Genomic DNA, 20,779 nt, shown 5'->3' with positions numbered 1-20,779 from the left:
GATACGGCGATACAGCGGTACAGCGATACAGCGGCACGTCGATACGACGGCGCGTCGATACGGCGGCACGCCGGTCCGCTTACGATCGGGGGCATGACGACGACAGACGGCTCGCGCTGGTCCCTGTGCTCCCGGAACTCGTTCCTGTCGATCGGTTCGGTGGGCTCGACGCTGTCGATCGGCTCGGTCGGTTCGTTCCTGTCCGTGGGTTCGATCGGTTCGGCCGCGTCCGTCCTCTCGGTCGGATCGTGGGCGAGCCTCGGTTCGCTGCTCTCCGCCGAGTCCTGCTGGTCGACCCTCTCGTGGCGCTCCCGCCGCGGGGTGATGGCCGCCGGAGGCACGGCCCTGACGCTGGCCCTGGCGACGACCCTGGTCCTCGCCGCCCGGCGGGACGGCACGGACTGATCCGGCCCACCCGTCTGCCGTCGGTGAACACCGCCCCGGGCGGGCGCGGAGGCCACTAGCGTCGGGCCGCATGACGACGGTCACCACGCGCACGGTCGAGTACCGAGCGGACGGACTGACGATGGTCGGCCACCTCGCGCTCCCGGCCGGCGACGGACAGCGGCCCGCCGTCCTGGTCGGGCCCGAGGGGATGGGGCCCAGCGACGTGGAGCGGCGGCGCGCCGAGGCGCTGGCCGAGCTGGGGTACGTGGCGCTGGCCTTCGACCTCCACGGCGGGCGCTACTTGGCGGACCCTGAGGACATGCTGGCCCGCTGCCTGCCGCTGCTCGCCGATCCCGGCCGGATGCGCGCGATCGGCCACGCCGCGCTCGACGTGCTCCGGGGCGCGCCGCGGGCCGACCCCGACCGGGTCGCCGCCCTCGGCTACGGCACCGGGGGCGCGGTCGCGCTGGAGCTCGGCCGGGACGGTGCCGGCCTGCGCGCGATCGCGACGGTCAACGCGCTGACCACGGGCCGACCGGGCGAGGCCGCGCGAATCCGCTGCCCGGTGTGGGCGGGGGTCGGGTCGGAGGACCCGATCATGCCGCCCGCTCAACGGGCGGCGTTCACCGAGGAGATGCGGGCGGCGGGCGTCGACTGGCGCCTCGTGGTGTACGGAGGAGCCCTGCACGCCTTCCATCACCCGACGGTCGACCACGCCACGCCTCCCGGCGTGGGCTACCACCCCCTGCACGCGCGGCGGGCCTGGCGCGACGTCGTCGCCTTCCTCGACGAGTGCGTGCCCGCCGCGGGCTGAACCGATCAGCCGGCTGACGACCGCTCGGCGGAAGCGGGACCTTGCTCCCCGCCTCGGCGATCCCGCGCCGGGTCAGGCCGTGCCCGTACGGCTGCGGAGTTCCGTGAGGCGGCGGAGGGCCGACTGGCGTTCGCCCTGGAAGCGGCCGACGCGGGTCTGGGTCAGGGCGGTCCAGTGGTCGACGGCCGCGCGGGCGTGGCCGAGGGCCTCGTTCTCGCGGCCCTGGGCGGTCAGTTCGTCGCGCAGGCGGTCCGCCTCCTCGGCCTGCCGGAGCAGGGTCGGGGTGGGGTCCTCCTCGGTCGCGGCCCGGGCGGCCTCGGCATGGGCCTCCTGCCGGCGGCGGCGCGCGGCGCTCGCGTAGCCGACGAGGCCGACCAGCGCGCCGACGATGGCGCCTGAGACGAGCTTCATCACGAGTTCATCCATGGCGGCAGTATGAGCCCGAAGCCCGCCTCTTTAGAACTTACTTCTAGAAAAATATTCGAGTTCTTCACCTCTGCCTATACTCCCTGCATGGCAAAGCAGTCCCGTGGCGAGGCCACCGTCGAACGCCTCCTGGCCGCGGCACTGGAGGTGTTCGCCGCGTCCGGACAGGCCGGGTTCACCGTCAACGCCGTGACGAAGGCGAGCGGGGTCAGCCTCGGCAGCCTCTACCACCACTTCGGCAGCTTCGACGGGCTCGCGGCGGCGCTGTACGGTCACTGCCTGCGGCAGACGTACACGGAGGCGCTCGGGGCCGTCGACCGGGCCCGTACCGCGCGCACCGGGATCCGGGCGTTCGTGACGACGTATCTGCGCTTCATCCAGGCCAACCCGGACGTGGCCCGTTACCTGCACGGTTCGGCGTACTCCAGCTATCTGGCGGTCGACGCCGACCGGGCGCGCGGTGTGGAGCCGGACCACTTCCCCCGGGTCGCCGACCGGCTGCGGCGCTGGGTCGACGCGGGTGAGATCGCCGCGCTGCCGGGCCCGCTCCTGGAGGTGCTGGTCGTCGGCCCGGTCGCGGTCGCCGCGCACCGCTGGCTGGCCACTCCGGAGGAGCTCGACCCGGAGCAGGCGGCCCGGGTGCTGTCGGACCGCGTCTGGGCGTCCGTGCGCGCGGACGGCACGTAGGTCCCGGGGCGGAGTACAGGTCGGGCCGCGGGCGTAGGTCCCGCGCCCCATGCGCGGGGCCGGTGGCGCTGGCTAGGGTCGGTGATCATGCAGGCGACGAACATCGTTCCCCGTGGTACGGCGGAGCGCACCCGGGACACGCTCGAACGGCTCGGCACGGAGCACGACATCTGGCTCTCCACGGCCCACCCCGAGCACGGGCCGCACCAGGTGCCCCTCTGGTTCCTCTGGGACGGGCGCGCGGTGTGGCTGTGCACGGCCGACGGTTCCGCGACCGTGCGCAACGCGCGCGCCGAACCGCGCGTACGGCTCGGCCTGCCGGACGCGCATGACGTGGTGCTGCTCCAGGGAGAGGTGACGGCCTGCCACGGGGCGGCGGAGGTGCCGGAGGACGCGGCGGACGCGTACGCCGCGAAGTTCGGCTGGGACCCCCGCCTGGAGGAACGGCCGTACGTCTACCTGCGCGTGGCCCCGCGCGTCGTGCGCGCCTGGCGCGGGGAGCCCGAACTGCGGGGCCGGGTCGTGATGCGCGACGGGGAGTGGCTGGGCTAGGACTCCCCGCCCCGTCACCTCGGCGACAGCAGGCAGAACTCGTTGCCCTCCGGGTCCGAGAGGATGCGCCAGGAGATCGTCGACTGGTCGATGCCGGGGTCCTGTGCGCCCAGGGCGCGCAGCCGGGCCTCCTCCGTGGGGATGTCGCCCTCGCGGTAGGGGGCGACGTCGAGGTGGACGCGGTTCCAGCCGGTCTTGGCGTCGGGGGTGCGGACGAACTCCAGGTACGGGCCGACACCCTTCGCCGAGCGGAGGGTCGCGTGGGTGTCCGCCACCTCGTGGAGGGTCCAGTCCATGGCCCCGTCCCAGAAGCGGGCCATCTCGCGCGGGTCCGCGCAGTCGACCACGACGGCGGCGATCGGGCCGGTGTCCCCGTAGACGGCGCGCGGCTCCAGGACGCAGAACTCGTTGCCCTCGGGGTCGGCCATGACCGTCCAGGGCACGTCGCCCTGCCCCACGTCGGCGAGGGTCGCGCCGAGGTCCAGCAGGCGGGCGACGAGCTGTTCCTGGTGCGCGGCGGAGGTGGTGGCCAGGTCGAGGTGGACCCGGTTCTTCGCCGTCTTGGGCTCCGGGCGGGCGATGATGTCGATGCAGACGGCCGCGGGGTCGGGGTAGGAGAAGCCCACGGGTTCGAGGTTGGTCACCCCGGGGCCCTCGCTGTCGATGCCCCAGCCGAGCGCCTCCGCCCAGAAGCGGCCGAGGGCCACGTCGTCGTGGGCCTTCATGTTGATCTGCACCAGTCGTGTCGCCATGTGGATCATCTAAACATCGGAGGCGCGGACCAGGCGAGCGAGTTGCCGGCCCGCGACGTGGAGGGGTTCCTCGCTGCGGGCCACCTGGGCGGTGACCTCCGCGCCCTCCAGCGCGGAGATCACGACGCTCGCCAGTTCGCGGGCGCTCTCGGCGGAGTGCCCGCCGCTCAGCAGCTTGTCCTGGACGAGCCCCTGCCAGTCCCGCAGGGCGTCGCCGCACGCCCGCTGGATCTCCGAGTCGGTGCCCAGGGTCTCCAGCGCCGCCGCGGTGACCGGGCAGCCGTCGATCCAGCCCGACTCCCGCAGCTCCTCCGCGAGCCGCCGGGAGCAGGCCAGGATCGCCTCCGCCGGCTCCTCCTCGCTCTCCAGCGCCGTCCGCAGCAGAGCGCCGAACTCCTCGCTGCTGTGCCTGATCGCGGCGACGGCGACGGTCTCCTTGCCGCCGGGGAAGAAGTGGTAGACGGAGCCCAGGGTGGCCTCGGCCTCCTGGGCGATCTGCTTGATTCCCGTACCGACATAGCCCTGGCGCTGCAGGAGTCGCGCGGCGGCGACGACGATCCGGTCCCGTGTGCTGGTCTGCATGGGCTCAGCGTATCCGGCGACTAAGTAGAGCGCTCGTTCTAGAACCGTGCTACGTTCTCACCACGCACTAAATAGAGCGTTCGTTTTAGCTCACCTATGGCACCAGACTGGAGATCGTCATGCGCAGCAGCACCATCACCGGCACCGGCACCGGCACCGGCACCAACCGCCCCTCCGTCACCGTCATCGGCCTCGGCCCCATGGGCCAGGCCATGGTCGGCGCCTTCCTCGACGGCGGGTACGAGGTCACCGTCTGGAACCGCACCGCGTCCCGCGCCGACGCCTTGGCCGCCCGCGGCGCGACCGTCGCGGCCGATGTCCGGGAGGCCCTCGCCGCCAACGAGCTCGTCGTCCTGAGCCTCACGGACTACGACGCCGTGTACGCCACGCTGGGCACCGCAGAGGACGCGCTCTCCGGCCGGGTCCTGGTGAACCTCAGCTCCGACACCCCCGAGAAGGCCCGCGCCGCCGCCCGCTGGGCGGCCGAGCGGGGCGCCGTCCAGCTGACCGGCGGCGTCACCGTGCCGCCCTCCGGCATCGGCCAGGCGGAGTCCTCGACCTTCTACAGCGGCCCGCTGGACGCCTTCGAGAAGCACCGGCCGGCCCTGGAGGTCATCACCGGCCGGGCCGACCACCGGGGTGAGGACCCGGGCCTCGCCGCGCTCATGTACCAGATCGGCATGACCATGTTCTGGACCTCGATGCTGAGCTACTGGCAGGCCATCGCCCTCGCCGACGCCAACGGCCTGAAGGCGGCGGACATCCTGCCGCACGCCGTGGAGACCGCGCACTCGCTCCCCGGCTTCCTCTCCTTCTACGCCGAGCGCATCGACGGGGCGCGGCACACCGGCGACGTGGACCGGCTCGCCATGGGCACGGCCAGCGTCGAGCACGTCCTGCACACCCACGCGGACGCGGGCGTCGACACGACGCTGCCGGCGGCGGTCGTCGAGCTGTTCCGGCGCGGCATGGACGACGGGTACGCGGCGGACAGCTTCTCCTCCCTCGTGGAGCTGATGAAGAAGGCCCCGGCCTCGGTCTGACCCGTCCGGGGCCCGTCCGATACCCGTCCGAGGCCCTGGATACAGTTCGGCGGTGGACGGTGATCAAGAGGTACGAGAGGTACGCGCGGGGCACGACGGACGCGACGGACGCGAGGTGCCCGGCTGGCGCGTGCTGGTCGTCGGGGGCGCGTCCGGGATGGGGAAGACGCGGCTGGCCCGGGAGCTGGCGCGGCGGTACGGCGTTCCGCTCGTCGAGGTCGACGACATCGTGGAAGCCCTGCTCGCCGTGACCCGCCCGGAGCACCTCCCCGAGGTGCACTACTGGCGCACGCACCCCGAAGCCGCCGACCGGGAGCCCGGCTTCGTCATCGAGCGGCAGATCGCCGTCGCCCGCGCGCTCGCGCCCGCGGTGGAGGCGGTCATCGCCAACCACGTCGACACGGACACGCCCGTGATCCTCGAAGGGGACTACCTCCTGCCCGGCGCGGCGACGCCGAACGGGCCGGTCCGCGGGGTCGTCGTGCACGACGACAGCGAGGACCGGGTGGTCGCCAACTACCTCTCCCGCGAGCCCGAGGAGGGCGAGCAGCGCCATCGGGCCCGGGTCAGCGTCGGCTACGGGCGGTGGCTCGCCGAGCAGGCGGACGCCGCCGGGGTGCCGGTCGTCGCGCCGCGTCCGTGGCACGACGTGGCCGACCGGGTCGCGCTCCTGCTGGCGGACGGTACAGGGCCCGGAAAAGATCACGACAGCGGCGGGCACGGCTGATAGAACCGGACGTTCGGGGGTCGGTTCGTCGGACGGAAAAGGGCGGTACGGGTGGAGGTCTTCGCGACGGGAAGCGGGCGGGTGCGCGGTGTCCGGGCCGCCGAGGGGGTCGTCGCGGTGCTCGGGATCCCGTACGCGGCGCCGCCGTTCGGCGCCGACCGGTTCAAGGCGCCGCGTCCCGCGGAGCCTTGGGCGGGGGTACGGGACTGCACCCGCTTCGGGCCGGTCGCGCCCCAGTCGGCCGAGCTGCCCGGCGCGCCCGTCTGGGCCCCCGGGGACGAGGACGTGCTCAGCCTCAACGTCTGGACGCCGGCCCCGTGCCTCTCCCCCGGCCCGCTGCCCGTCCTCGTCTGGTTCCACGGCGGCGCCTGCACCTTCGGCTCCTCCGCGCAGCCCGACTTCGACGGCACGGCGCTCGCCCGCGCCGGTCTCGTCGTCGTCACCGTCAACTACCGGCTCGGCTTCGAGGGCTTCGGCCACGTCCCGGCCTCGCAGCCGACCCCCGACCGGGCCCCGGACCCGACCGCGTACCGGGACCCGACCCCGGACCCGATCGCCGACCCGGCCCCGGCCCCGACCCCCGCCACCGTCGCGTACCCGGAGAACCGTGGCCTGCTCGACCAGGTCGCCGCGCTGCGCTGGGTGCGGGAGAACATCGCGGGGTTCGGCGGCGATCCCGACGCCGTCACCGTCGCAGGCCAGTCGTCCGGGGCCGCCTCCGTGGCCTGCCTGATGGTGATGGACCGCGCCCGGGGACTGTTCCGGCGCGCGATCGCCCACAGCCCCGCCAGCCCCTGCTACCCGCCCGCCCTCGCCGCGGCGACCACGCGGGAGCTCGCCGCGGCGGCCGGCTGTCCGGCCACCGCCGAGGGGCTGACCGCGCTGAGCCCCGAGGCGCTGGTGCGGGCCGGGGACGCGGTCGTCGAGCGGTACCCGAACGACCCTGGCTCCGGGTCCCGGCACTACGACCCCTCGCTCTACGCGCCCGTCCTCGACGGGGACGTGCTGCCCGTCGATCCGCTCACCGGGATGGCCGAGGGCCGCTGCCGGGACGTGGACCTGCTGGTCTGCCACACGACCGAGGAGTACTGGCTGCTCGACGCCGTCGGGAGCTGCGCCGAGGTCGCCACCGACGAGCGGCTCCGCGCCTTCGCCGCCGACTTCGGGCTGCCCGAGGGACTGGTGGACACCTACCGCGCCCGCGCGCCCCGGGCCCCCGTGCGCGAGATCTACCTGGAGGTCTTCGGGGACCTGCTCTTCTGCGCGTACGGAGAGCGGCTCGCCGACGCGCACGCGCGGGCCGGGGGCCGGGCCCGCCTCGCCCGCTTCGACCGCCGCCGCGAGGGCCCGGACGGTCCCGTCCGGGCCTGGCACTGCGCGGACGTGCCCTTCGCCTTCGGCACCCTCCACGACCGGGCCGTCGCCTTCCTCGTCGGCGGCGGCTCCCCCACCCCCGCCGACGACGAGCTGTCCGCCCGTATGGTGCGCGCCTGGGCCGACTTCGCCCGTACGGGGAACCCCGGCTGGCCCGCGCTCGCAGGCGCCGACACCGACACCGACCGGATCATGGTGTGGCGCGCGGACGGCGACGGGGGCGTGCGGGTCCGGCCCGAGGGCACCCGGGTCCGGTGGGCCGGGGCGGAGTTCCCGCTGCTGCGCGCCTGAGCGCGGTCACCCCCCGGCGGTCTCCAGCGCGTCCGCGATGCCCCGGGCCAGGCAGGGGACGCGGTCGGCGGGGACACCGGCGATGTTGATGCGGCCCACGCTCGTCCCGTAGATGCCGGAGCGGCGCCGCATCCGGGCCATGTGCGCGGGGGTGAGCGGGAGCATGGAGAACATGCCCTGCTGCCGGGCCAGGACCTCCGCCTGCCGCTCGTGGCCGAGGGCGGCGAGGTGGGCGACTAGGGCGGTGCGGTTGGCGCCGATGCGGCGGCGCATGGTGTCGAGTTCGGTGCGCCAGGCGGTCCGCAGCCGCTCGTCCGCCAGGATCGTGGCGACGACGGCGGCGCCGTGGTCGGGCGGCATGGAGTAGAGGGTGCGGGCCGCGTTCTGGAGCGTGGTCTCGACGTGCCGGAGGGTCCGCGCCGAGGTGCCGAGGACGATGGCGCAGCCGGTGCGGTCGCTGTAGAGGCCGAAGTTCTTGGAGCAGCTGACGGCGATCAGGGTCTCGGGGAGGCGTTCGGCGAGCATCCGGGTCGGTGCCAGGTCGGTGTCGAGGCCGTCGCCGAGGCCGTGGTAGGCGAGGTCGACGAAGGGGACCCAGCCGTGCGCGGCGGCGAGGCCGGCGATCTCCTCCCACACCTCGGGCGAGGGGCTGACGCCGGTGGGGTTGTGGCAGCAGCCCTGGAGCAGGACGACGTCGCCTCGGTCCGCCGCGCTCAGGTCGGCGAGCAGCTCCGCCGGGTCGAGCCAGCGGTAGGTGCGGACGGTGAGCCCGGCGCCTTCGAGGATGGGGCGGTGGTTGACGTAGGCGGGGTCGCTGATCCAGACGGTGGTGCCGGGGCGGGTCTGGCGTACGAGGTCGGCGAGGAGGCGGAGGGCGCCGGTGCCCGCGACGGTCTGGACGGCCGTGGCGCGGCCGGTGAGGTCCCCGCCGCCGAGGACCATGGTGAGCATGGCGCGGTTGAACGCCGCGTTGCCGGAGAGGCCGAGGTACTCCTTGGAGCCGGAGCGTTCCGCCAGGCGTATCTCGGCTTCCTTGACCGCGGTCATGACGGGGGTGCGCCCGGTGCGGTCGCGGTAGACGCCGAGGACGAGGTCGAGCCGCTCGGGGCGCGGGTCGTCGGCGTATTCGGCGGTGAGGTCCCACAGCGGGTCGACGGGCGGGGCGGGCAGCAGTTCGAGCATCGGGGGGCCTCGGTTCGGTGGTGCGCGACGGTGCGGGGGTGTTTGGTGGGGCGCGGGTGCGGGTGCCGGGACGTGGGCCTATCCGGTACGGGCCTCCCCGGCGCCGGAACGGAGCCTGCGGGGGCGCCGGTTGGCCAGCACCACGCCGAGGGTGATGAGGGGGACGCCGATCACGACGGGCAGGGTCGGCCGCTCGTCCAGGAGGACGGTCGCGAGGAGCACGACGACGGCCGGGCTGAGGCTGCCGACGACGGCGCTGCGTTCCGGGCCGAGCCTGCGGATGGCGAAGGCGTACAGCAGGCCCGCGCACAGTCCGACGCCGAGGCCCTGGACGACGAGGAAGAGGGCGATGTCGGCGCCGGCGGCGTGGGCGAGTCCGGACGGCAGGACGCCGGTGAGGGTCAGCAGCACGATGACGGCGAGGGAGGGCAGGCAGAGCAGGCCGATGGAGCCGACGGGGTCGAGGTCCACTTCGCGCAGGCCCACGGTGTAGAGCGCCCAGAATCCGCTGGCGACGAGCAGGGTGCCGGTGCCGAGCAGGACGTCCGCGTCGAGGGCGGTGAGGTGGCGCGAGACCAGGGCCGCGACGCCCGCCACGATGAGCACGAGTCCGGCGGCCTGGGTGCCGCGCGGGGCGGGCCTGCCGCCGGCGGCCATGAGGACGGAGACGAACAGCGGGACCATGCCGGGCACGATGGCGCCGACGAAGGCGGCGGAGGTCAGGGATCCGCCGTACATCGCGGCGAGGAAGAACGGGACCCCCGCCCCGCAGACGATCTTCGCCGCCGGGCCCGGCCGGACGGCGGCCAGTCGCCGCCTGCGCCGCCAGAGGGCGGGGGCCAGGACGACGAGGGGGACACCGAAGCGGAGCAGCGCGGCGTCGGCGGGCAGCAGGGTGGAGGCGCCGAGGGCGCGGGCGCTCAGCGCGAACGCGGCCCAGATCGCGACCGTGAGCAGCAGGGCGGCCATGCCGACGGCCCGTGGGGAGAGCCCGGGGAGGGCGGGGAGCGCAGACTGGGCGGGCGGGGCGGGCGGGTGTGCCGCCGCCCGGTCCTCGGTCGTTCGGGTCGCGGCCATGCCGGTGGTTCCTCCCGCTCGGAGACGTCGGTGACGTGCGTGACGTACGTGACGTCGGAGCCGTATCGGAGGAACCGTCGTTCGATTTCCCCCCGATGAGCAACCGTAGGGCTTGACCGCGGGCAGATGATTGCTAGTTCTGCCCTCCAGGCATAGCGTGGGGGCAGAATCTGCCAAGGAGTGACGATGGACGCCGTGGACTTCCAGATCATCCACGAGTTGCAGGCCGACGGGCGCCTGTCGAACCAGGACCTCGCCGACCGGATCCGGCTCTCCCCCTCCCCCTGTCTGCGCCGGGTCCGGCGGCTGGAGGAGGCGGGTCTGGTCAGCGGCTACACGGCGACCGTCGACCAGGTGGCGTTCGGGCTGCCGATCACCGTCTTCGTACGGATCCGGCTGGACCGCCACAACGCCGAGGCGGTCAACGTGTTCGAGGAGCACGTCGGGCTCATCGACCACATCCAGGACTGCTATCTGATGGCGGGCAGCAGCGACTACCTGCTCCGTGTGGTGATCGAGAGCCTTGAGGCGTACGAGGCGCTGGTGCGCACCCGGATCCACGCCATCCCCGGTATCGCGTCGATCGAGTCGAGCTTCGCCTTCGGCAGCGTGAAGCAGTCCCGGGTCTACCCCCGCCCGCAGGCGCCGTCGTGCTGACGGGCTGACGGGCTGACGGGCTGACGGGCTGACGTGAGGTCACCGGCCCCGATCCGGCACGGCGTCACCGCCTCGGGTGGTGACGCCGTGCGGCGGTTCAGCGGGTGCGGTCGAGGACGTGGGTGAACAGGGCGTCCAGCCGCCGGGCCGCGGTCGGCTCCAGCGGGGTGTCGCGCAGGGCGCGGCGGGCCGCGTCCAGGTGGCGGCGGGCCTCGTCACGGGTCGCGGCGCGCCCGCCGGCATCCGCCACGAGCGCGGCGACGCGCGCGGCGCCCTCGTCGTCGAGCGACCGGGGCGCCGAGAGCAGCGCGACGAGTTCGCGGGCGGTCTCGCCGCCGCCGGACAGGGCGACCAGCAGCGGGTAGGTCTTCTTGCCGCGGCGCGGGTCGGCGTGCACGGGCTTGCCGGTGAGTTGGGGGTCGCCCCACATGCCGAGGATGTCGTCGACGGCCTGGAAGGCGAGGCCCAGGTGGCGTCCGGCGCGGTCGAGCGCGGTCACGGTCCGCTCGGGGGCGCCGCCGAGCAGCGCGCCGAGGGCAAGGGCGCAGCCGAGCAGGGCGCCCGTCTTGTGCTCGGCCATCGTGCGGTACTGCGCCGGGGTGACGGCACCGGGGCCGTGCCAGGGGCGGTCTTCGAAGCGCAGGTCCTCGGCCTGGCCGGAGACCAGGTCGTCGAGGGTGCCGCACAGGCGCCGGACGGCGGCCCCGGCGTGCGGGCCGGGCGTCTCGGCGAGGATGCCGACGGCCCGCGCGTGGAGCGCGTCGCCCGCGAGGACGGCCGGGCCCGTCCCGTACGCCTTCCAGACGGCGGGACGGCCGCGGCGCAGGGCGTCGGCGTCCATGACGTCGTCGTGGAGGAGCGAGAAGACGTGGACGAGTTCGACCGCGACGGCCGCCGGGACCGCCTCGGCCGCGTCGGCGCCGACGGCTTCCGCGCCCAGTAAGGCGAGGGCCTGGCGCACGCCCTTGCCCTCCGATCCGCCGGGTTCGGGGCGCCCGTCGGGGCCGGCCCAGCCCAGCGCGTAGGCGGCCATCTCGCCGGTCCACGGGTGCAGCCGTGCGACGGCCTCGACGAGCGCGGGGCGGACGTGTTCGCGGCAGCGCTCCAGGACGTCCCCGAGGGCGTCGGCGGGCGGGTGCGCGGCGCGGACCGTGGTGAGGGGTTGTGCGGGCGGGCGCGGGCCGGTCGGCGCCGGCTGCGGCGCCTCCGGCGGGTGGCGGAGCGGCGTCGGGGGTATCGGGAGCGCCGTCACCGCAGCGCCTCCACGTCGGCGGCGCGCAGGGCCCGTTCGCCGACCTCGGGCAGGATCCCCGCCGCCGCGCCGTCCTCGGGCAGCGGGCCGACGCCGAGTTCCGCGGCGGCCTTGTCCACCATGTCGCGGGCGTGCCGGAGCCCGATCCGGTCCAGCGTCGTGCGCAGTTCGGCGAGGTCGGCGGCGGTCCGCCCGGCGTCGCGGCCGAGGCGCGCCTCGGACTTCACCAGGCCCAGCCGCGCGAGCGCGGTGCCGCGCGGTTCCTCCATGCCGCGGAACTCCTCCAGCGCCTGCGCGTACAGGTCCCTGGCCTGGTCGTAACGGCCGGCGCGGTAGAGCACGTTGCCGCGCATCTTGTGGTTGTAGGCCAGCGCGCCGGCCAGGCGTATCTCCCGGCACGCCTCCTCGGCCCGGGAGAGCAGCTCCAGGGCGCGCTCCACGTCCCCGTCGCGTACGGACACCACGTCGGCGATGCCGCGCAGCGCCCAGGCCCAGCCGCGCCGGTCCTCGGCGCGCGACGCGGTCTCGGCGGCCTCCTCGAACAGGGCGAGGGCCTTGTCGTGGTCGCCGGTGTTGCGGTGCATCTGCGCGATGCCCTCCAGCGCCCACACGGTGTGGCGGGCCTCGCCTCGGCGACGGGCCTCGGCGAGGAGCTGTTCGTGGAGCCGGCCGACGGCCTCGTAGTCGCCCTGGATGCGTCCGGTCTCGGCGAGTCCGGCCAGTGAGTAGCCGCGGACGACGACGTCGCCGCCGCGCTCGCCCATCTCGGCCGCGAGCCCCAGCAGCCGGTACGCGAGCCGGAGCGCGCCGCGCTGCCGGGCGAGGGTGCCGCCGCTCCACAGCGCCCAGGCCATCGCGCCCTGGTGTCCGGCCGAGCGGGCGGCCCGGTAGCTGGCCTTCCACGCCCGGTCGGACTCCTCTATCCGGCCGAGCCTGCGGCATGCCTCCGCGACGGCGAGGCCGCAGCGCGCCACCTCCGCGAGGTCCCCGGCCCGCTCCGCCGCGCGGAGCTCCTCGACGCCCTTGGCCAGCACCTCGGGCAGGGAGGCGTTCACCGACAGCGACCCGAGCGCCCCCTGATACTCCGGCGCGGACGCCTTCGTCCGCGTCGCCCCGCTCACCTGACCCGCCATGTGTCCCTCCTCCGCCGGCTCGACGATCAAGCCGGCACGAGGAGCTAGACGGTGCTCGCGGCGCGGGGTTCCCTTTCCGGCGCGAAGATCCATCTCGATGGGGGCGGGACGTCATCCTCAAGTGCTACGCGGGCGCCCCGGAGTCCTCAACAAGGGGGATGACCAGCGGTGGTGACGGCTCCTCACGGTCCCTCGCGGGGCGGCGGCCGGGGCGCGGCCGCTCGCGGTGGCGGCGGGTGCCGGGCCGCCTCAGGCCAGGACGGAGAGGGCGGCGGGCCGGACCCGGAGGGTGACCGGGAGGGTGGCGTCCACCTCGCCGTCCGCGCCGTACGGGAGGGGGCGGTCGGCCTCGATGCGGATCTCCCGGCCGCGCAGGATCTCGACCTCGGGGCGGCGCACGTGGGCGCCGGTCTTGAGCTCGTTCATCATGGCGAAGAAGAGGCGCTTGGGGGCCTTGTTGATGACGACGACGTCGAGCAGCCCGTCGTCGACGCGGGCGCCGGGCGCGACCTGCCTGCCGAAGCCGTAGAAGCCGGAGTTGGCGGCGATCACGGTGTAGCCGGTGCGCTCGTGGCGGGTGCCGTCGACGGTGATGCGGTACGCGGCGGGCTTCCAGGCGAGGACGGCGCGCAGGCCGCCCGCGTAGTAGGAGGCGGCGCCGCGCAGCAGCCTGGAGGTGTTGGCGTGCCGGTTGGCGACGGCGTCGACACCCGCGTACACGCTGCCGAGGACGCAGGTGCCGGGGTGGACGGCGGACTCGACCTCGATGGTGTCGACGGCCCGGGGCTCGCCTTCGAGGAGGACCTTCGCGAGGCCCTCGGGGTCGGTGGGGAGCCCGAGGGCGCGGGCGAAGTCGTTGCCGCGGCCCGCCGGGACGAGCCCGAAGACGGTGTCGGTGCCGCTGAGCGCGCCGCCGACGGTGCCGGCCATGCCGTCACCGCCGACGGCGAGCACGACGTGGCCCTTGGCTCCCGCGTTCCGGGCGAGTTCCCGGGCGTGTTCCAGGCTGCGGCTGTAGACGGTGTCGAGTTCCGCGCCCGCCTCCCTCAGCAGCCGGGCGAGCGGGAGCAGGCCCGCCGTGCCGCTGGAACCCCCTGCGGTGGGGTTGACGACGGCGGTGAACTGTCGCATGGGTCTGCCCTCCGGGCGGCAGGAGAAGGGAGGTGCGGGGACTGCGGGGACAGCGGGCGCGCGGCCGTGCGGGGCCGCGCGCGGGGCGCGTCAGCGGGGCGGGATGAGGACCCCGGGGCTGAGGACGCCGGACGGGTCGAGTTCGGCCTTGAGCGCCTGGAGGGCGCGGACGCCGAGCGGGCCGATCTCGCGGGCGTACCAGTCGCGGTGGTCGGTGCCGACGCCGTGGTGGTGGCTGATGGTGCCGCCCGCCGCGAGGATCGCGTCGTTGGCGGCGTGCTTGGCGGGGGCCCAGTGCGCGACGGCGTCCTCGCCCTGCGCGGAGACGACGGTGAAGTAGAGCGAGGCGCCGTTCTCGTAGGTGTGCGAGATGTGGCACATGACGAGCGGCGGGGTGCCGGCCTCGGTGAGGGTCCGGGTGAGGGCGTCGCGGACGCCGGCGTAGAGCCCGGGGATCGCGGACCAGAACGCGGCCGTCTCCAGCGTCTCGGCGAAGGCGCCCGCGTCGAGGAGGGCGTCGCGCAGGTAGGGCGCGTCGTAGCGGCCGTGCGCCCACTTCTCGCCGGGCTCCTCGCCGATGAACTCGCCGTCGCAGGCCAGGAGGACCTCGCGGACGGCGGCGCGGCGGGCGGTGGTCTCCGCCTCGGTGCCCTCGAAGCCGACGATGGCCGTGCAGCCGGGGTTCGGCGGGAGTTCGGCGCTGCCGATGGCGTCGGGCTGGGCGAGGCCGATGAAGGTCTCGGACTCGTCGGACAGGCGCAGCACGGTGGGGCGCGGGCCGTCCTGGGAGAGGCGGCGCAGGGCGGCGGTGCCTGCGTCGAAGGAGGCGAAGCGCCAGCCCTCGTAGACGCGGGTGGTGGGCAGCGGGCGGATCCGGACGGTGACGGCGGTAATGACGCCGAGGGCGCCTTCGGAGCCGAGGACGAGCTGGCGCAGGTCGGGTCCGGCGGCGGAGCGCGGGGCGCGGCCGGTCTCCAGGGTGCCCTCGGGGGTGGCGACGGTCAGGCCGAGGACCATCTCGTCGAAGCGGCCGTAGCCGGCGGACGCCTGGCCGCTGGAGCGGGCGGCGGCGAAGCCGCCGACGGTGGCCCATTCGAAGGACTGCGGGAAGTGGCCGAGGGTCCAGCCCTGCGCGTTGAGCAGTTCCTCGCACCGGGGGCCGCGCAGTCCGGGCTGGAGGGTGGCGGTGCGGGAGACCTCGTCGACGGCGAGGAGCCGGTCGAGGCGGCGCAGGTCGAGGGCGACGAAGGGGCGTCCGGCGGCGGGGGTGAGGCCGCCGACGACGGAGGTGCCGCCGCCGAAGGGGACGGCGGACAGGCCGTGTTCGGCGCAGGCGCGCAGCACGGCGAGGACCTCGTCGTGGCTGCCGGGCAGGACGACGGCGGCCGGGATGTCCGTGACCTCTCCGGCGCGGATGCGGAGCAGGTCGGGGGTGGACTTGCCGCGGGTGTGCCGGATGCGGGTCTCGGCGTCGTCGTGGACCGCGTCGGGGGCGGCGACGGCGGCGCGCAGCGCGCGGTCGGCCTTCTCGGTCAGGGCGGGGGCGGGCGTCTCGATCCGGTCGAGGGTGGCCGGGCCGGCCTCGCGCGGGGTGACGCCGAGCAGGTCACGCAGCAGGCCGGTGACCGATTCGGGCAGGGGCGCCGCCTTGGCCGGGTCGCCCCAGCCGCTCCACAACATGTCCACTTCGAGAGCTTCCTCACGGTCTGTTTCACGGACGGCGCTGCCATTCGGCCCGCGCTGGCATTACACTGTGACAGATGACGCCCATTCGTCACAACCATGCGGACGCAGATCCCGTCCTCGACGCCGCCCGCGACTGCGTCCTCGCCGTCGGCGTGCGGCGCACCACCCTCACCGACGTCGCCCGGCGCGCGGGCGTGTCCCGGATGACGCTCTACCGGCGCTGGCCCGATGTGCGCAGCCTCGTCGGCGACCTGATGACCCGTGAGTGGATCGCCGTCGCCGCCGGCGCCATGCCCCCGCCCGACGACACGGACCCGGAGACGGCAACGTCGGCGTCGGCACCGACGCCGACGCGGGAGCGGATCGTCGAGGGGCTGGTCGAGGGCGCGCGGGCGTTCCGGGCCCACCCGCTCTTCCACAAGATCCTCGACGTGGACCCCGAACTGCTCCTGCCCTACGTCCTGGACCGCCGCGGTGCCAGCCAGGACGCCCTGCTCGGCCTGCTCCACACGGCCCTGGAGGACGGCCACGAGGACGGCTCGGTCCGGCGCGTCCGGCCGGACCTCCAGGCCCGCACCCTGCTGCTCGTCGTGCAGTCCTTCACGCTGTCGATGCGCACCATGACCGACGAGACCGATCCCGAACTGAGCGAAGCCGCCTTCCTCGACGAGCTGCGCACCCTGCTGGAGAGGACCCTCACGCCATGAACCCCACGAGCGGCACCGCCCTGCCCGGCTCCTCCCTCGACGCCGAGCGGCGGCGGCGCGAGCTGGCGCGGCTCGCCGACGGCGAGACGGTCGACGTCCTCGTCGTCGGGCTCGGCGCCACCGGCGCCGGAGCCGCCCTCGACGCCGCGTCCCGGGGGCTGAGCGTCGCCGCGATCGACACACACGACCTGGCCTTCGGCACCTCCCGCTGGAGCTCCAAGCTCATCCACGGCGGGCTGCGCTACCTGGCGTCGGGCCAGCTGGACGTCGCCCACGAGAGCGCCGTCGAGCGCGGCGTCCTGATGGAGCGCACCGCGCCCCACCTCGTGCGCGCCCAGCCCTTCGTGCTGCCGCTCACCCCGCTCGTCAGCCGCGGCCAGGCCGCCCTCGCCCGCGCCGGGTTCCTCGCCGGGGACATGCTGCGGGTCGGCGCCCGCACCTCGCGCCGCACCCTGCCGCGGCCCCGGACGCTGTCCGCCGTCGAGACCCGCCACCTCGCCCCGGCGCTGCGCCCGGTCGGGCTGCGCGGCGGGCTGCTGTCCTGGGACGGACGGCTCACCGACGACGCCCGCCTGGTCACCGCCGTCGCCCGCACCGCCGCCGCGCACGGCGCCCGGATCCTCACCCGGGTGCGCGCCCTCGAACTGTCCGGCGGCGGGGCGCTGGTCCGCGACGAGACCACCGGCCAGGAGGCGCGCCTGCGCGCCCGCACGATCGTGAACGCGGCCGGGGTCTGGGCGGGCGGCCTCGTCCCCGACATCCGGCTGCGGCCCTCGCGCGGCACCCATCTCGTGCTGCGCTCGGAGACCCTCGGCGAGCTCGCCGCCGGGCTGCACATCCCGATCCCCGGCGAGACCAACCGCTTCGTGCTGGTCCTGCCGCAGGGCGACGGGCGCGTGTACGTGGGCCTCACCGACGAACCGGTCGACGGCGAGGTCCCCGACGTGCCGGAGGTGCCGGAGACCGACATCGGCTTCCTGCTCGACGTGCTCGGCTCCGCGCTCGACGTCACCGTGGGACGCGCCGACGTGGTCGGGGCGTTCGCGGGGCTGCGGCCGCTGCTCGACACCCGGGACGCGTCCGGCCGCACCGCCGACATCTCGCGCAAGCACGCGGTGCTGACCTCGCCCGACCGGGTCGTCACCGTCGTGGGCGGCAAGCTGACCACGTACCGCCGGATGGCGCAGGACGCCGTCGACGCGGCCGTGGCCGCCGGGGGCCTGTCGGCGGGCCCGTGCCGGACCGCGTCGCTGCCGCTGGTCGGCGCGGCGAGCCCGCGCGCCCTCGCCGGGCTCGACCTGCCGCCCCGGCTCGTCCGCCGCTACGGCACCGAGGCGGCGGGGGTCCACGCGCTCGGCGTCGCCGACCCGGCGCTCGCCCGGCCGGTCGTGCCCGGCCACCCGGTCACGGGTGCCGAACTCCTGTGGGCGGTCCGCCACGAGGGCGCCCTCGACACCGGCGACCTACTGGACCGGCGCACCCGCGTCGGCCTGGTCCCGGCGGACCGGGCGCTCGCCGAGGAGGCGGCCCGCGACGCGCTGGCCCGGGGCGCGCGGGTGGGCTGACGCACGGCGAGGGCCCGCCTCCCCCGGTGTTTCCGGTCCCGGGGGAGGCGGGCCCTCGCCATCGGCTCACGGGGGGCTCAACGCCCCTGGAGGGCCTTGACGTTGTCGCCGAAGGTCCAGCCCTTCGAGCCGTCCCAGTTCGCGGACCAGGTCATCAGGCCCTTGAGCTGCCCGCCGTAGCGGTTCCACGCCTGGGCGACCAGGGACGGCGACATGTAGCCGCCGCCCGCGCCCGGCTGCGCGGGCAGGCCCGGGACCTGCTTGTCGTACGGGACCTTGATGGTGGTGCCCTGGACGACGAGGCCCTTGTTCAGGCAGTCGGTCTGCGCGGCGAACCCGGCGACGGTGCCGGCCGAGTAGGAGTCGCCCGCGCAGCCGTACATGCTGCCGTTGTAGTACTGCATGTTGAGCCACCACAGGCGCCCGTTGTCCGCGTACTTCTTGACGATGGGCAGGTACGCGCCCCAGATCGAGCCGTAGGCGACGCTGCCGCCCGTGACGTACGCGGTCTCCGGCGCCATCGTCAGGCCGAAGCCCGCGGGCATCCGGGCCAGCACCCCGTCGATGATGTAGACGAGGTTGGCCTGTGAGGCGGAGAGCGTGCCGATGCTGCCGCTGCCGACCAGACCGGTCTCGATGTCGATGTCGATGCCGTCGAAGTTGTACTTCTGGAGGATCGGGACGACGGTCGCGATGAAGCGGTCGGCGACCGCGCGGGAGCTCAGGTCGATGCCCGCGGCGGCGCCACCGATCGACATCAGGATCGTGGCGCCGGCGGCCTTCGCGTTGCACATCTGCGCCGGGGTGGAGACCTTCACGGTGCTGTCCATGCCGTCCTCCCACAGCACGGTGCCGTCCGAACGGATCACCGGGAAGGCGGCGTTGATGACGTTGTAGCCGTGGGCCGCGAACCGGGGGTCGTCGATGGGCGCCCAGCCGAACGGCGGGTGCACGCCGTTCGCGGAGCCGTCCCAGTTCTCCCAGTAGCCCTGGAGCACCTTTCCGGCGGGCCTCTGCTTGAGGGCGCAGGTGTCGGCGGCGGGGGCGGCGGCGGACGTGGGAGCCGCCTGCGCGGCGGGGGCGGCGAGCGCGGTGGCGGCCATCAGGGCGGCGAGGCCCGCACCGAAGGCGCGGGCGATCCGGCGAGCTGACATGCGTGCTCCTCGAAACGTGGGGGGAATGCGGGGGCGGGGCATGACGTGCACACTGAAAGCGACGGTAGGTTGGTCCAGACCATTCGTCAACAGGTGTGCGGGCATGGAGAGTTGGGACTTCCATGGGCGTCAGGCCACGCCGCCTGCGATTTCCCTTGTCACCCGCGCTGCACGTCCTGGATGCGCCGGAACGGGCGGTCCGCCTCCAGCTCGAAGGCGAGCTCCAGCAGGGTGCGTTCGGCGCCGGGGCGCCCCGAGAACATCACGCCGACGGGCAGCCCGTCCGCCGTCGGCGCCTCGGCGGGCAGCGAGAGCGACGGCGTCCCGACCACGTTGTTCACCGGCGTGAAGGCGACGTACGCGAGGATCCGCTCGACCAGCGTCTCGTACGGCACCGCCGGGCTCAGGTGCCCGATCCGCGGCGTCGTGTGGGCGAGCACCGGCGACAGGACCAGGTCCAGGCCGCGGAACGACTCCGCGTACCCTTCCTTCGCCCGCTTCAGGCGGCGCAGCACACCGGCCGTACCGCGCCACTCCTTCACGTACGTCTCGCGCAGCCCCCGGCTCAGCCCGTCCATCCGGCGCCGGTCGAAACCGTCCCCCAGCGTGCGCCCGGTGACGCCGAGCAGGAACGACAGCATCCCCCAGTAGACGAGGAAGTCGTCGGTGAAGCGGGGGTCGACGCGCAGCTCCACGGGCTCCACCGTGTGCCCGAGCCGGGCGAGGCGCGCCGCCGTCTCCGTGACGGCGGCCCGGGTGGACGCGTCGACGCGGACGCCGTTCGGCGAGTCCTCCAGGAACCCGATGCGCAGCCGGCGCTTCGCCGGACCCTCCACCAGCCCGACGGGCGGCAGGGCCGGGCTGCGCCGGTACGCCTCCGCCGCCGCCAGGAACGCCGCGGTGTCCCGTACGGAACGGCTCACGACCCCGTCGGTGACCAGGTCCAGCGGGAGCCGCCGGCTCTGCTCGTTCGCCGCGACCCGGCCCCGGGTGGGCTTGAGCCCGACCAGGCCGCAGCACGCGGCCGGGATCCGGATCGAGCCGCCGCCGTCGTTGGCGTGGGCGATCGGCACGGCCCCGGCGGCGACGAGCGCCGCGCTGCCGCCCGAGGAGCCGCCCGCCGAGAAGCCGGTGTGCCACGGGTTGCGGACCGGCTCGGCCCCCTCGTACTCGGTGCTCGGGCTGAAGCCGAACTCGGGCAGCCGGGTCTTGCCGAGCACGGTGACCCCGCTGCTCAGGAACTGGCGGGTGAAGGCCGCGTGGCTCCGCGCGGGGCGGGGCACGAAGGCCGCGCTGCCGTGCGCGGTGGGCAGGCCGAGGTAGTCCGTGTTGTCCTTCACGAAGCTCGGCACCCCGCCCAGCGGGCCGTCCTGGACCGGCACCGGCGCCTCCACGCGCACCTGCACCGCGTGCAGCCGCTCCTCGACCGCGCGCACCCGCTCCGCCGCGTCCCGGGCCGCCTCCGCCGCGCCGACCTCGCCGCGCCGGATCGCCGCCGCGAGCCCGACGGCGTCGTGCTCCCCCAGGGAGTCGTCGCCGAACGCGTGCACCGCGGCTCGTTCCTCGTACGTCGTCACCGTTACCTCAGCCCCCCGGCCGT

At 74.8% G+C, this 20,779-nt stretch carries 21 protein-coding genes; 10 read left to right on the top strand and 11 right to left on the bottom strand.

The features are described from left to right. Positions 1 to 93: 93 nt before the first annotated feature. Positions 94 to 405 (top strand): hypothetical protein, encoded by a 312-nt coding sequence (locus tag AB0C99_RS29345; RefSeq protein ID WP_362481296.1) that lies wholly within the window; start codon positions 94 to 96, stop codon positions 403 to 405. Positions 406 to 475: 70 nt separating this feature from the next. Beyond that, the gene (locus AB0C99_RS29340) at positions 476 to 1,201 is read left to right on the top strand and encodes a dienelactone hydrolase family protein (protein ID WP_362481293.1); all 726 of its coding nucleotides are present in this window, start codon (positions 476 to 478) and stop codon (positions 1,199 to 1,201) included. 72 nt (positions 1,202 to 1,273) lie between these two features. On the opposite strand, the gene AB0C99_RS29335 is transcribed toward AB0C99_RS29340, so the two are convergent. Next, a complete protein-coding gene (locus tag AB0C99_RS29335; protein ID WP_362481291.1) occupies positions 1,274 to 1,627 on the bottom strand; it encodes a hypothetical protein in 354 nt (117 codons plus the stop codon). Between the two features lie 87 nt (positions 1,628 to 1,714). Here AB0C99_RS29335 and AB0C99_RS29330 point away from each other — a divergent pair, with 87 nt between their 5' ends. Then, positions 1,715 to 2,314 carry a TetR/AcrR family transcriptional regulator gene (locus AB0C99_RS29330; protein ID WP_362481288.1) on the top strand — a complete coding sequence of 200 codons (600 nt, stop codon included), beginning with the start codon at positions 1,715 to 1,717 and terminating at the stop codon, positions 2,312 to 2,314. Positions 2,315 to 2,401: 87 nt separating this feature from the next. Then, positions 2,402 to 2,866 carry a pyridoxamine 5'-phosphate oxidase family protein gene (locus AB0C99_RS29325; protein WP_362481285.1) on the top strand — a complete coding sequence of 155 codons (465 nt, stop codon included), beginning with the start codon at positions 2,402 to 2,404 and terminating at the stop codon, positions 2,864 to 2,866. A gap of 14 nt (positions 2,867 to 2,880) precedes the next feature. Here AB0C99_RS29325 and AB0C99_RS29320 read toward each other — a convergent pair whose 3' ends face one another. Continuing rightward, complete coding sequence (locus tag AB0C99_RS29320; protein WP_362481282.1) at positions 2,881 to 3,618, bottom strand: VOC family protein; 738 nt, start codon at positions 3,616 to 3,618, stop codon at positions 2,881 to 2,883. Between the two features lie 9 nt (positions 3,619 to 3,627). Beyond that, positions 3,628 to 4,200: a TetR/AcrR family transcriptional regulator gene (locus AB0C99_RS29315; protein ID WP_362481279.1), complete on the bottom strand. Its 573-nt coding sequence runs from the start codon at positions 4,198 to 4,200 to the stop codon at positions 3,628 to 3,630. Positions 4,201 to 4,319: 119 nt separating this feature from the next. On the opposite strand from AB0C99_RS29315, the gene AB0C99_RS29310 reads away from it, so the two are divergent. Genes AB0C99_RS29310 through AB0C99_RS29300 form a run of 3 tightly spaced genes read left to right on the top strand, consistent with a single transcriptional unit; the run spans position 4,320 to position 7,635 of the window. Further along, positions 4,320 to 5,243 (top strand): NAD(P)-binding domain-containing protein, encoded by a 924-nt coding sequence (locus AB0C99_RS29310; RefSeq protein ID WP_362481276.1) that lies wholly within the window; start codon positions 4,320 to 4,322, stop codon positions 5,241 to 5,243. 52 nt (positions 5,244 to 5,295) lie between these two features. After that, positions 5,296 to 5,970 carry a hypothetical protein gene (locus AB0C99_RS29305; RefSeq protein ID WP_362481274.1) on the top strand — a complete coding sequence of 225 codons (675 nt, stop codon included), beginning with the start codon at positions 5,296 to 5,298 and terminating at the stop codon, positions 5,968 to 5,970. A 51-nt stretch (positions 5,971 to 6,021) separates the two neighbouring features. Next, positions 6,022 to 7,635, top strand: a complete 1,614-nt coding sequence (locus tag AB0C99_RS29300; RefSeq protein WP_362481271.1) for a carboxylesterase family protein — start codon at positions 6,022 to 6,024, stop codon at positions 7,633 to 7,635. A gap of 6 nt (positions 7,636 to 7,641) precedes the next feature. Here the strand turns inward: AB0C99_RS29300 and AB0C99_RS29295 are convergent, their stop codons facing one another. Together AB0C99_RS29295 and AB0C99_RS29290 are read right to left on the bottom strand one after the other, a co-directional pair. Then, positions 7,642 to 8,817, bottom strand: a complete 1,176-nt coding sequence (locus AB0C99_RS29295) for an aromatic amino acid transaminase (RefSeq protein WP_362481269.1) — start codon at positions 8,815 to 8,817, stop codon at positions 7,642 to 7,644. Between the two features lie 78 nt (positions 8,818 to 8,895). After that, positions 8,896 to 9,894 (bottom strand): DMT family transporter, encoded by a 999-nt coding sequence (locus AB0C99_RS29290; protein WP_362481266.1) that lies wholly within the window; start codon positions 9,892 to 9,894, stop codon positions 8,896 to 8,898. 186 nt (positions 9,895 to 10,080) lie between these two features. On the opposite strand from AB0C99_RS29290, the gene AB0C99_RS29285 reads away from it, so the two are divergent. Continuing rightward, positions 10,081 to 10,551, top strand: coding sequence for an Lrp/AsnC family transcriptional regulator (locus AB0C99_RS29285; RefSeq protein WP_362481264.1), 471 nt, complete (start codon positions 10,081 to 10,083; stop codon positions 10,549 to 10,551). A 97-nt stretch (positions 10,552 to 10,648) separates the two neighbouring features. Here the strand turns inward: AB0C99_RS29285 and AB0C99_RS29280 are convergent, their stop codons facing one another. From AB0C99_RS29280 to AB0C99_RS29265, 4 genes are all read right to left on the bottom strand, one after another. Beyond that, on the bottom strand, positions 10,649 to 11,659 hold the full coding sequence (locus AB0C99_RS29280; RefSeq protein ID WP_362481315.1) for a polyprenyl synthetase family protein: 1,011 nt from the start codon (positions 11,657 to 11,659) through the stop codon (positions 10,649 to 10,651). Between the two features lie 140 nt (positions 11,660 to 11,799). Beyond that, complete coding sequence (locus AB0C99_RS29275) at positions 11,800 to 12,936, bottom strand: tetratricopeptide repeat protein (protein ID WP_362481263.1); 1,137 nt, start codon at positions 12,934 to 12,936, stop codon at positions 11,800 to 11,802. 249 nt (positions 12,937 to 13,185) lie between these two features. After that, entirely contained in the window at positions 13,186 to 14,067 is an 882-nt protein-coding gene (locus tag AB0C99_RS29270) for a YegS/Rv2252/BmrU family lipid kinase (protein WP_362481260.1), read from the bottom strand. Positions 14,068 to 14,157: 90 nt separating this feature from the next. Next, the gene (locus AB0C99_RS29265; protein ID WP_362481258.1) at positions 14,158 to 15,753 is read right to left on the bottom strand and encodes an FAD-binding oxidoreductase; all 1,596 of its coding nucleotides are present in this window, start codon (positions 15,751 to 15,753) and stop codon (positions 14,158 to 14,160) included. Between the two features lie 74 nt (positions 15,754 to 15,827). Between AB0C99_RS29265 and AB0C99_RS29260 the strand changes: the two genes are divergently transcribed. After that, positions 15,828 to 16,460 (top strand): TetR/AcrR family transcriptional regulator, encoded by a 633-nt coding sequence (locus AB0C99_RS29260; protein ID WP_362481255.1) that lies wholly within the window; start codon positions 15,828 to 15,830, stop codon positions 16,458 to 16,460. Next, a complete protein-coding gene (locus AB0C99_RS29255; protein ID WP_362481252.1) occupies positions 16,457 to 18,025 on the top strand; it encodes a glycerol-3-phosphate dehydrogenase/oxidase in 1,569 nt (522 codons plus the stop codon). Before AB0C99_RS29260 ends, AB0C99_RS29255 begins: the two co-directional genes overlap by 4 nt. A 77-nt stretch (positions 18,026 to 18,102) precedes the next feature. Here AB0C99_RS29255 and AB0C99_RS29250 read toward each other — a convergent pair whose 3' ends face one another. Both AB0C99_RS29250 and AB0C99_RS29245 read right to left on the bottom strand, forming a co-directional pair. Then, complete coding sequence (locus AB0C99_RS29250) at positions 18,103 to 19,179, bottom strand: chitinase (RefSeq protein ID WP_362481250.1); 1,077 nt, start codon at positions 19,177 to 19,179, stop codon at positions 18,103 to 18,105. 158 nt (positions 19,180 to 19,337) lie between these two features. Further along, entirely contained in the window at positions 19,338 to 20,756 is a 1,419-nt protein-coding gene (locus tag AB0C99_RS29245) for an amidase (RefSeq protein WP_362481248.1), read from the bottom strand. Positions 20,757 to 20,779: the final 23 nt, after the last annotated feature.

The organism is Streptomyces sp. NPDC048659, assembly GCF_040650575.1.
In the GTDB taxonomy this organism is placed as follows: Bacteria; Actinomycetota; Actinomycetes; order Streptomycetales; family Streptomycetaceae; genus Streptomyces.
The sequence above is the reverse complement of the archived record's forward strand: the minus strand, read 5'-3'. Positions and strand labels throughout refer to the sequence as shown.

Bases quoted from the DNA above. Each gene is read 5' to 3' on its own strand.
- AB0C99_RS29275 (WP_362481263.1), bottom strand. From the start codon at position 12,936: ATGGCGGGTCAGGTGAGCGGGGCGACGCGGACGAAGGCGTCCGCGCCG.
- AB0C99_RS29285 (WP_362481264.1), top strand. From the start codon at position 10,081: ATGGACGCCGTGGACTTCCAGATCATCCACGAGTTGCAGGCCGACGGG.
- AB0C99_RS29310 (WP_362481276.1), top strand. From the start codon at position 4,320: ATGCGCAGCAGCACCATCACCGGCACCGGCACCGGCACCGGCACCAAC.
- AB0C99_RS29290 (WP_362481266.1), bottom strand. From the start codon at position 9,894: ATGGCCGCGACCCGAACGACCGAGGACCGGGCGGCGGCACACCCGCCC.
- AB0C99_RS29260 (WP_362481255.1), top strand. From the start codon at position 15,828: ATGACGCCCATTCGTCACAACCATGCGGACGCAGATCCCGTCCTCGAC.
- AB0C99_RS29295 (WP_362481269.1), bottom strand. From the start codon at position 8,817: ATGCTCGAACTGCTGCCCGCCCCGCCCGTCGACCCGCTGTGGGACCTC.
- AB0C99_RS29270 (WP_362481260.1), bottom strand. From the start codon at position 14,067: ATGCGACAGTTCACCGCCGTCGTCAACCCCACCGCAGGGGGTTCCAGC.
- AB0C99_RS29315 (WP_362481279.1), bottom strand. From the start codon at position 4,200: ATGCAGACCAGCACACGGGACCGGATCGTCGTCGCCGCCGCGCGACTC.
- AB0C99_RS29325 (WP_362481285.1), top strand. From the start codon at position 2,402: ATGCAGGCGACGAACATCGTTCCCCGTGGTACGGCGGAGCGCACCCGG.
- AB0C99_RS29335 (WP_362481291.1), bottom strand. From the start codon at position 1,627: ATGGATGAACTCGTGATGAAGCTCGTCTCAGGCGCCATCGTCGGCGCG.
- AB0C99_RS29250 (WP_362481250.1), bottom strand. From the start codon at position 19,179: ATGTCAGCTCGCCGGATCGCCCGCGCCTTCGGTGCGGGCCTCGCCGCC.
- AB0C99_RS29255 (WP_362481252.1), top strand. From the start codon at position 16,457: ATGAACCCCACGAGCGGCACCGCCCTGCCCGGCTCCTCCCTCGACGCC.
- AB0C99_RS29345 (WP_362481296.1), top strand. From the start codon at position 94: ATGACGACGACAGACGGCTCGCGCTGGTCCCTGTGCTCCCGGAACTCG.
- AB0C99_RS29340 (WP_362481293.1), top strand. From the start codon at position 476: ATGACGACGGTCACCACGCGCACGGTCGAGTACCGAGCGGACGGACTG.
- AB0C99_RS29330 (WP_362481288.1), top strand. From the start codon at position 1,715: ATGGCAAAGCAGTCCCGTGGCGAGGCCACCGTCGAACGCCTCCTGGCC.
- AB0C99_RS29320 (WP_362481282.1), bottom strand. From the start codon at position 3,618: ATGGCGACACGACTGGTGCAGATCAACATGAAGGCCCACGACGACGTG.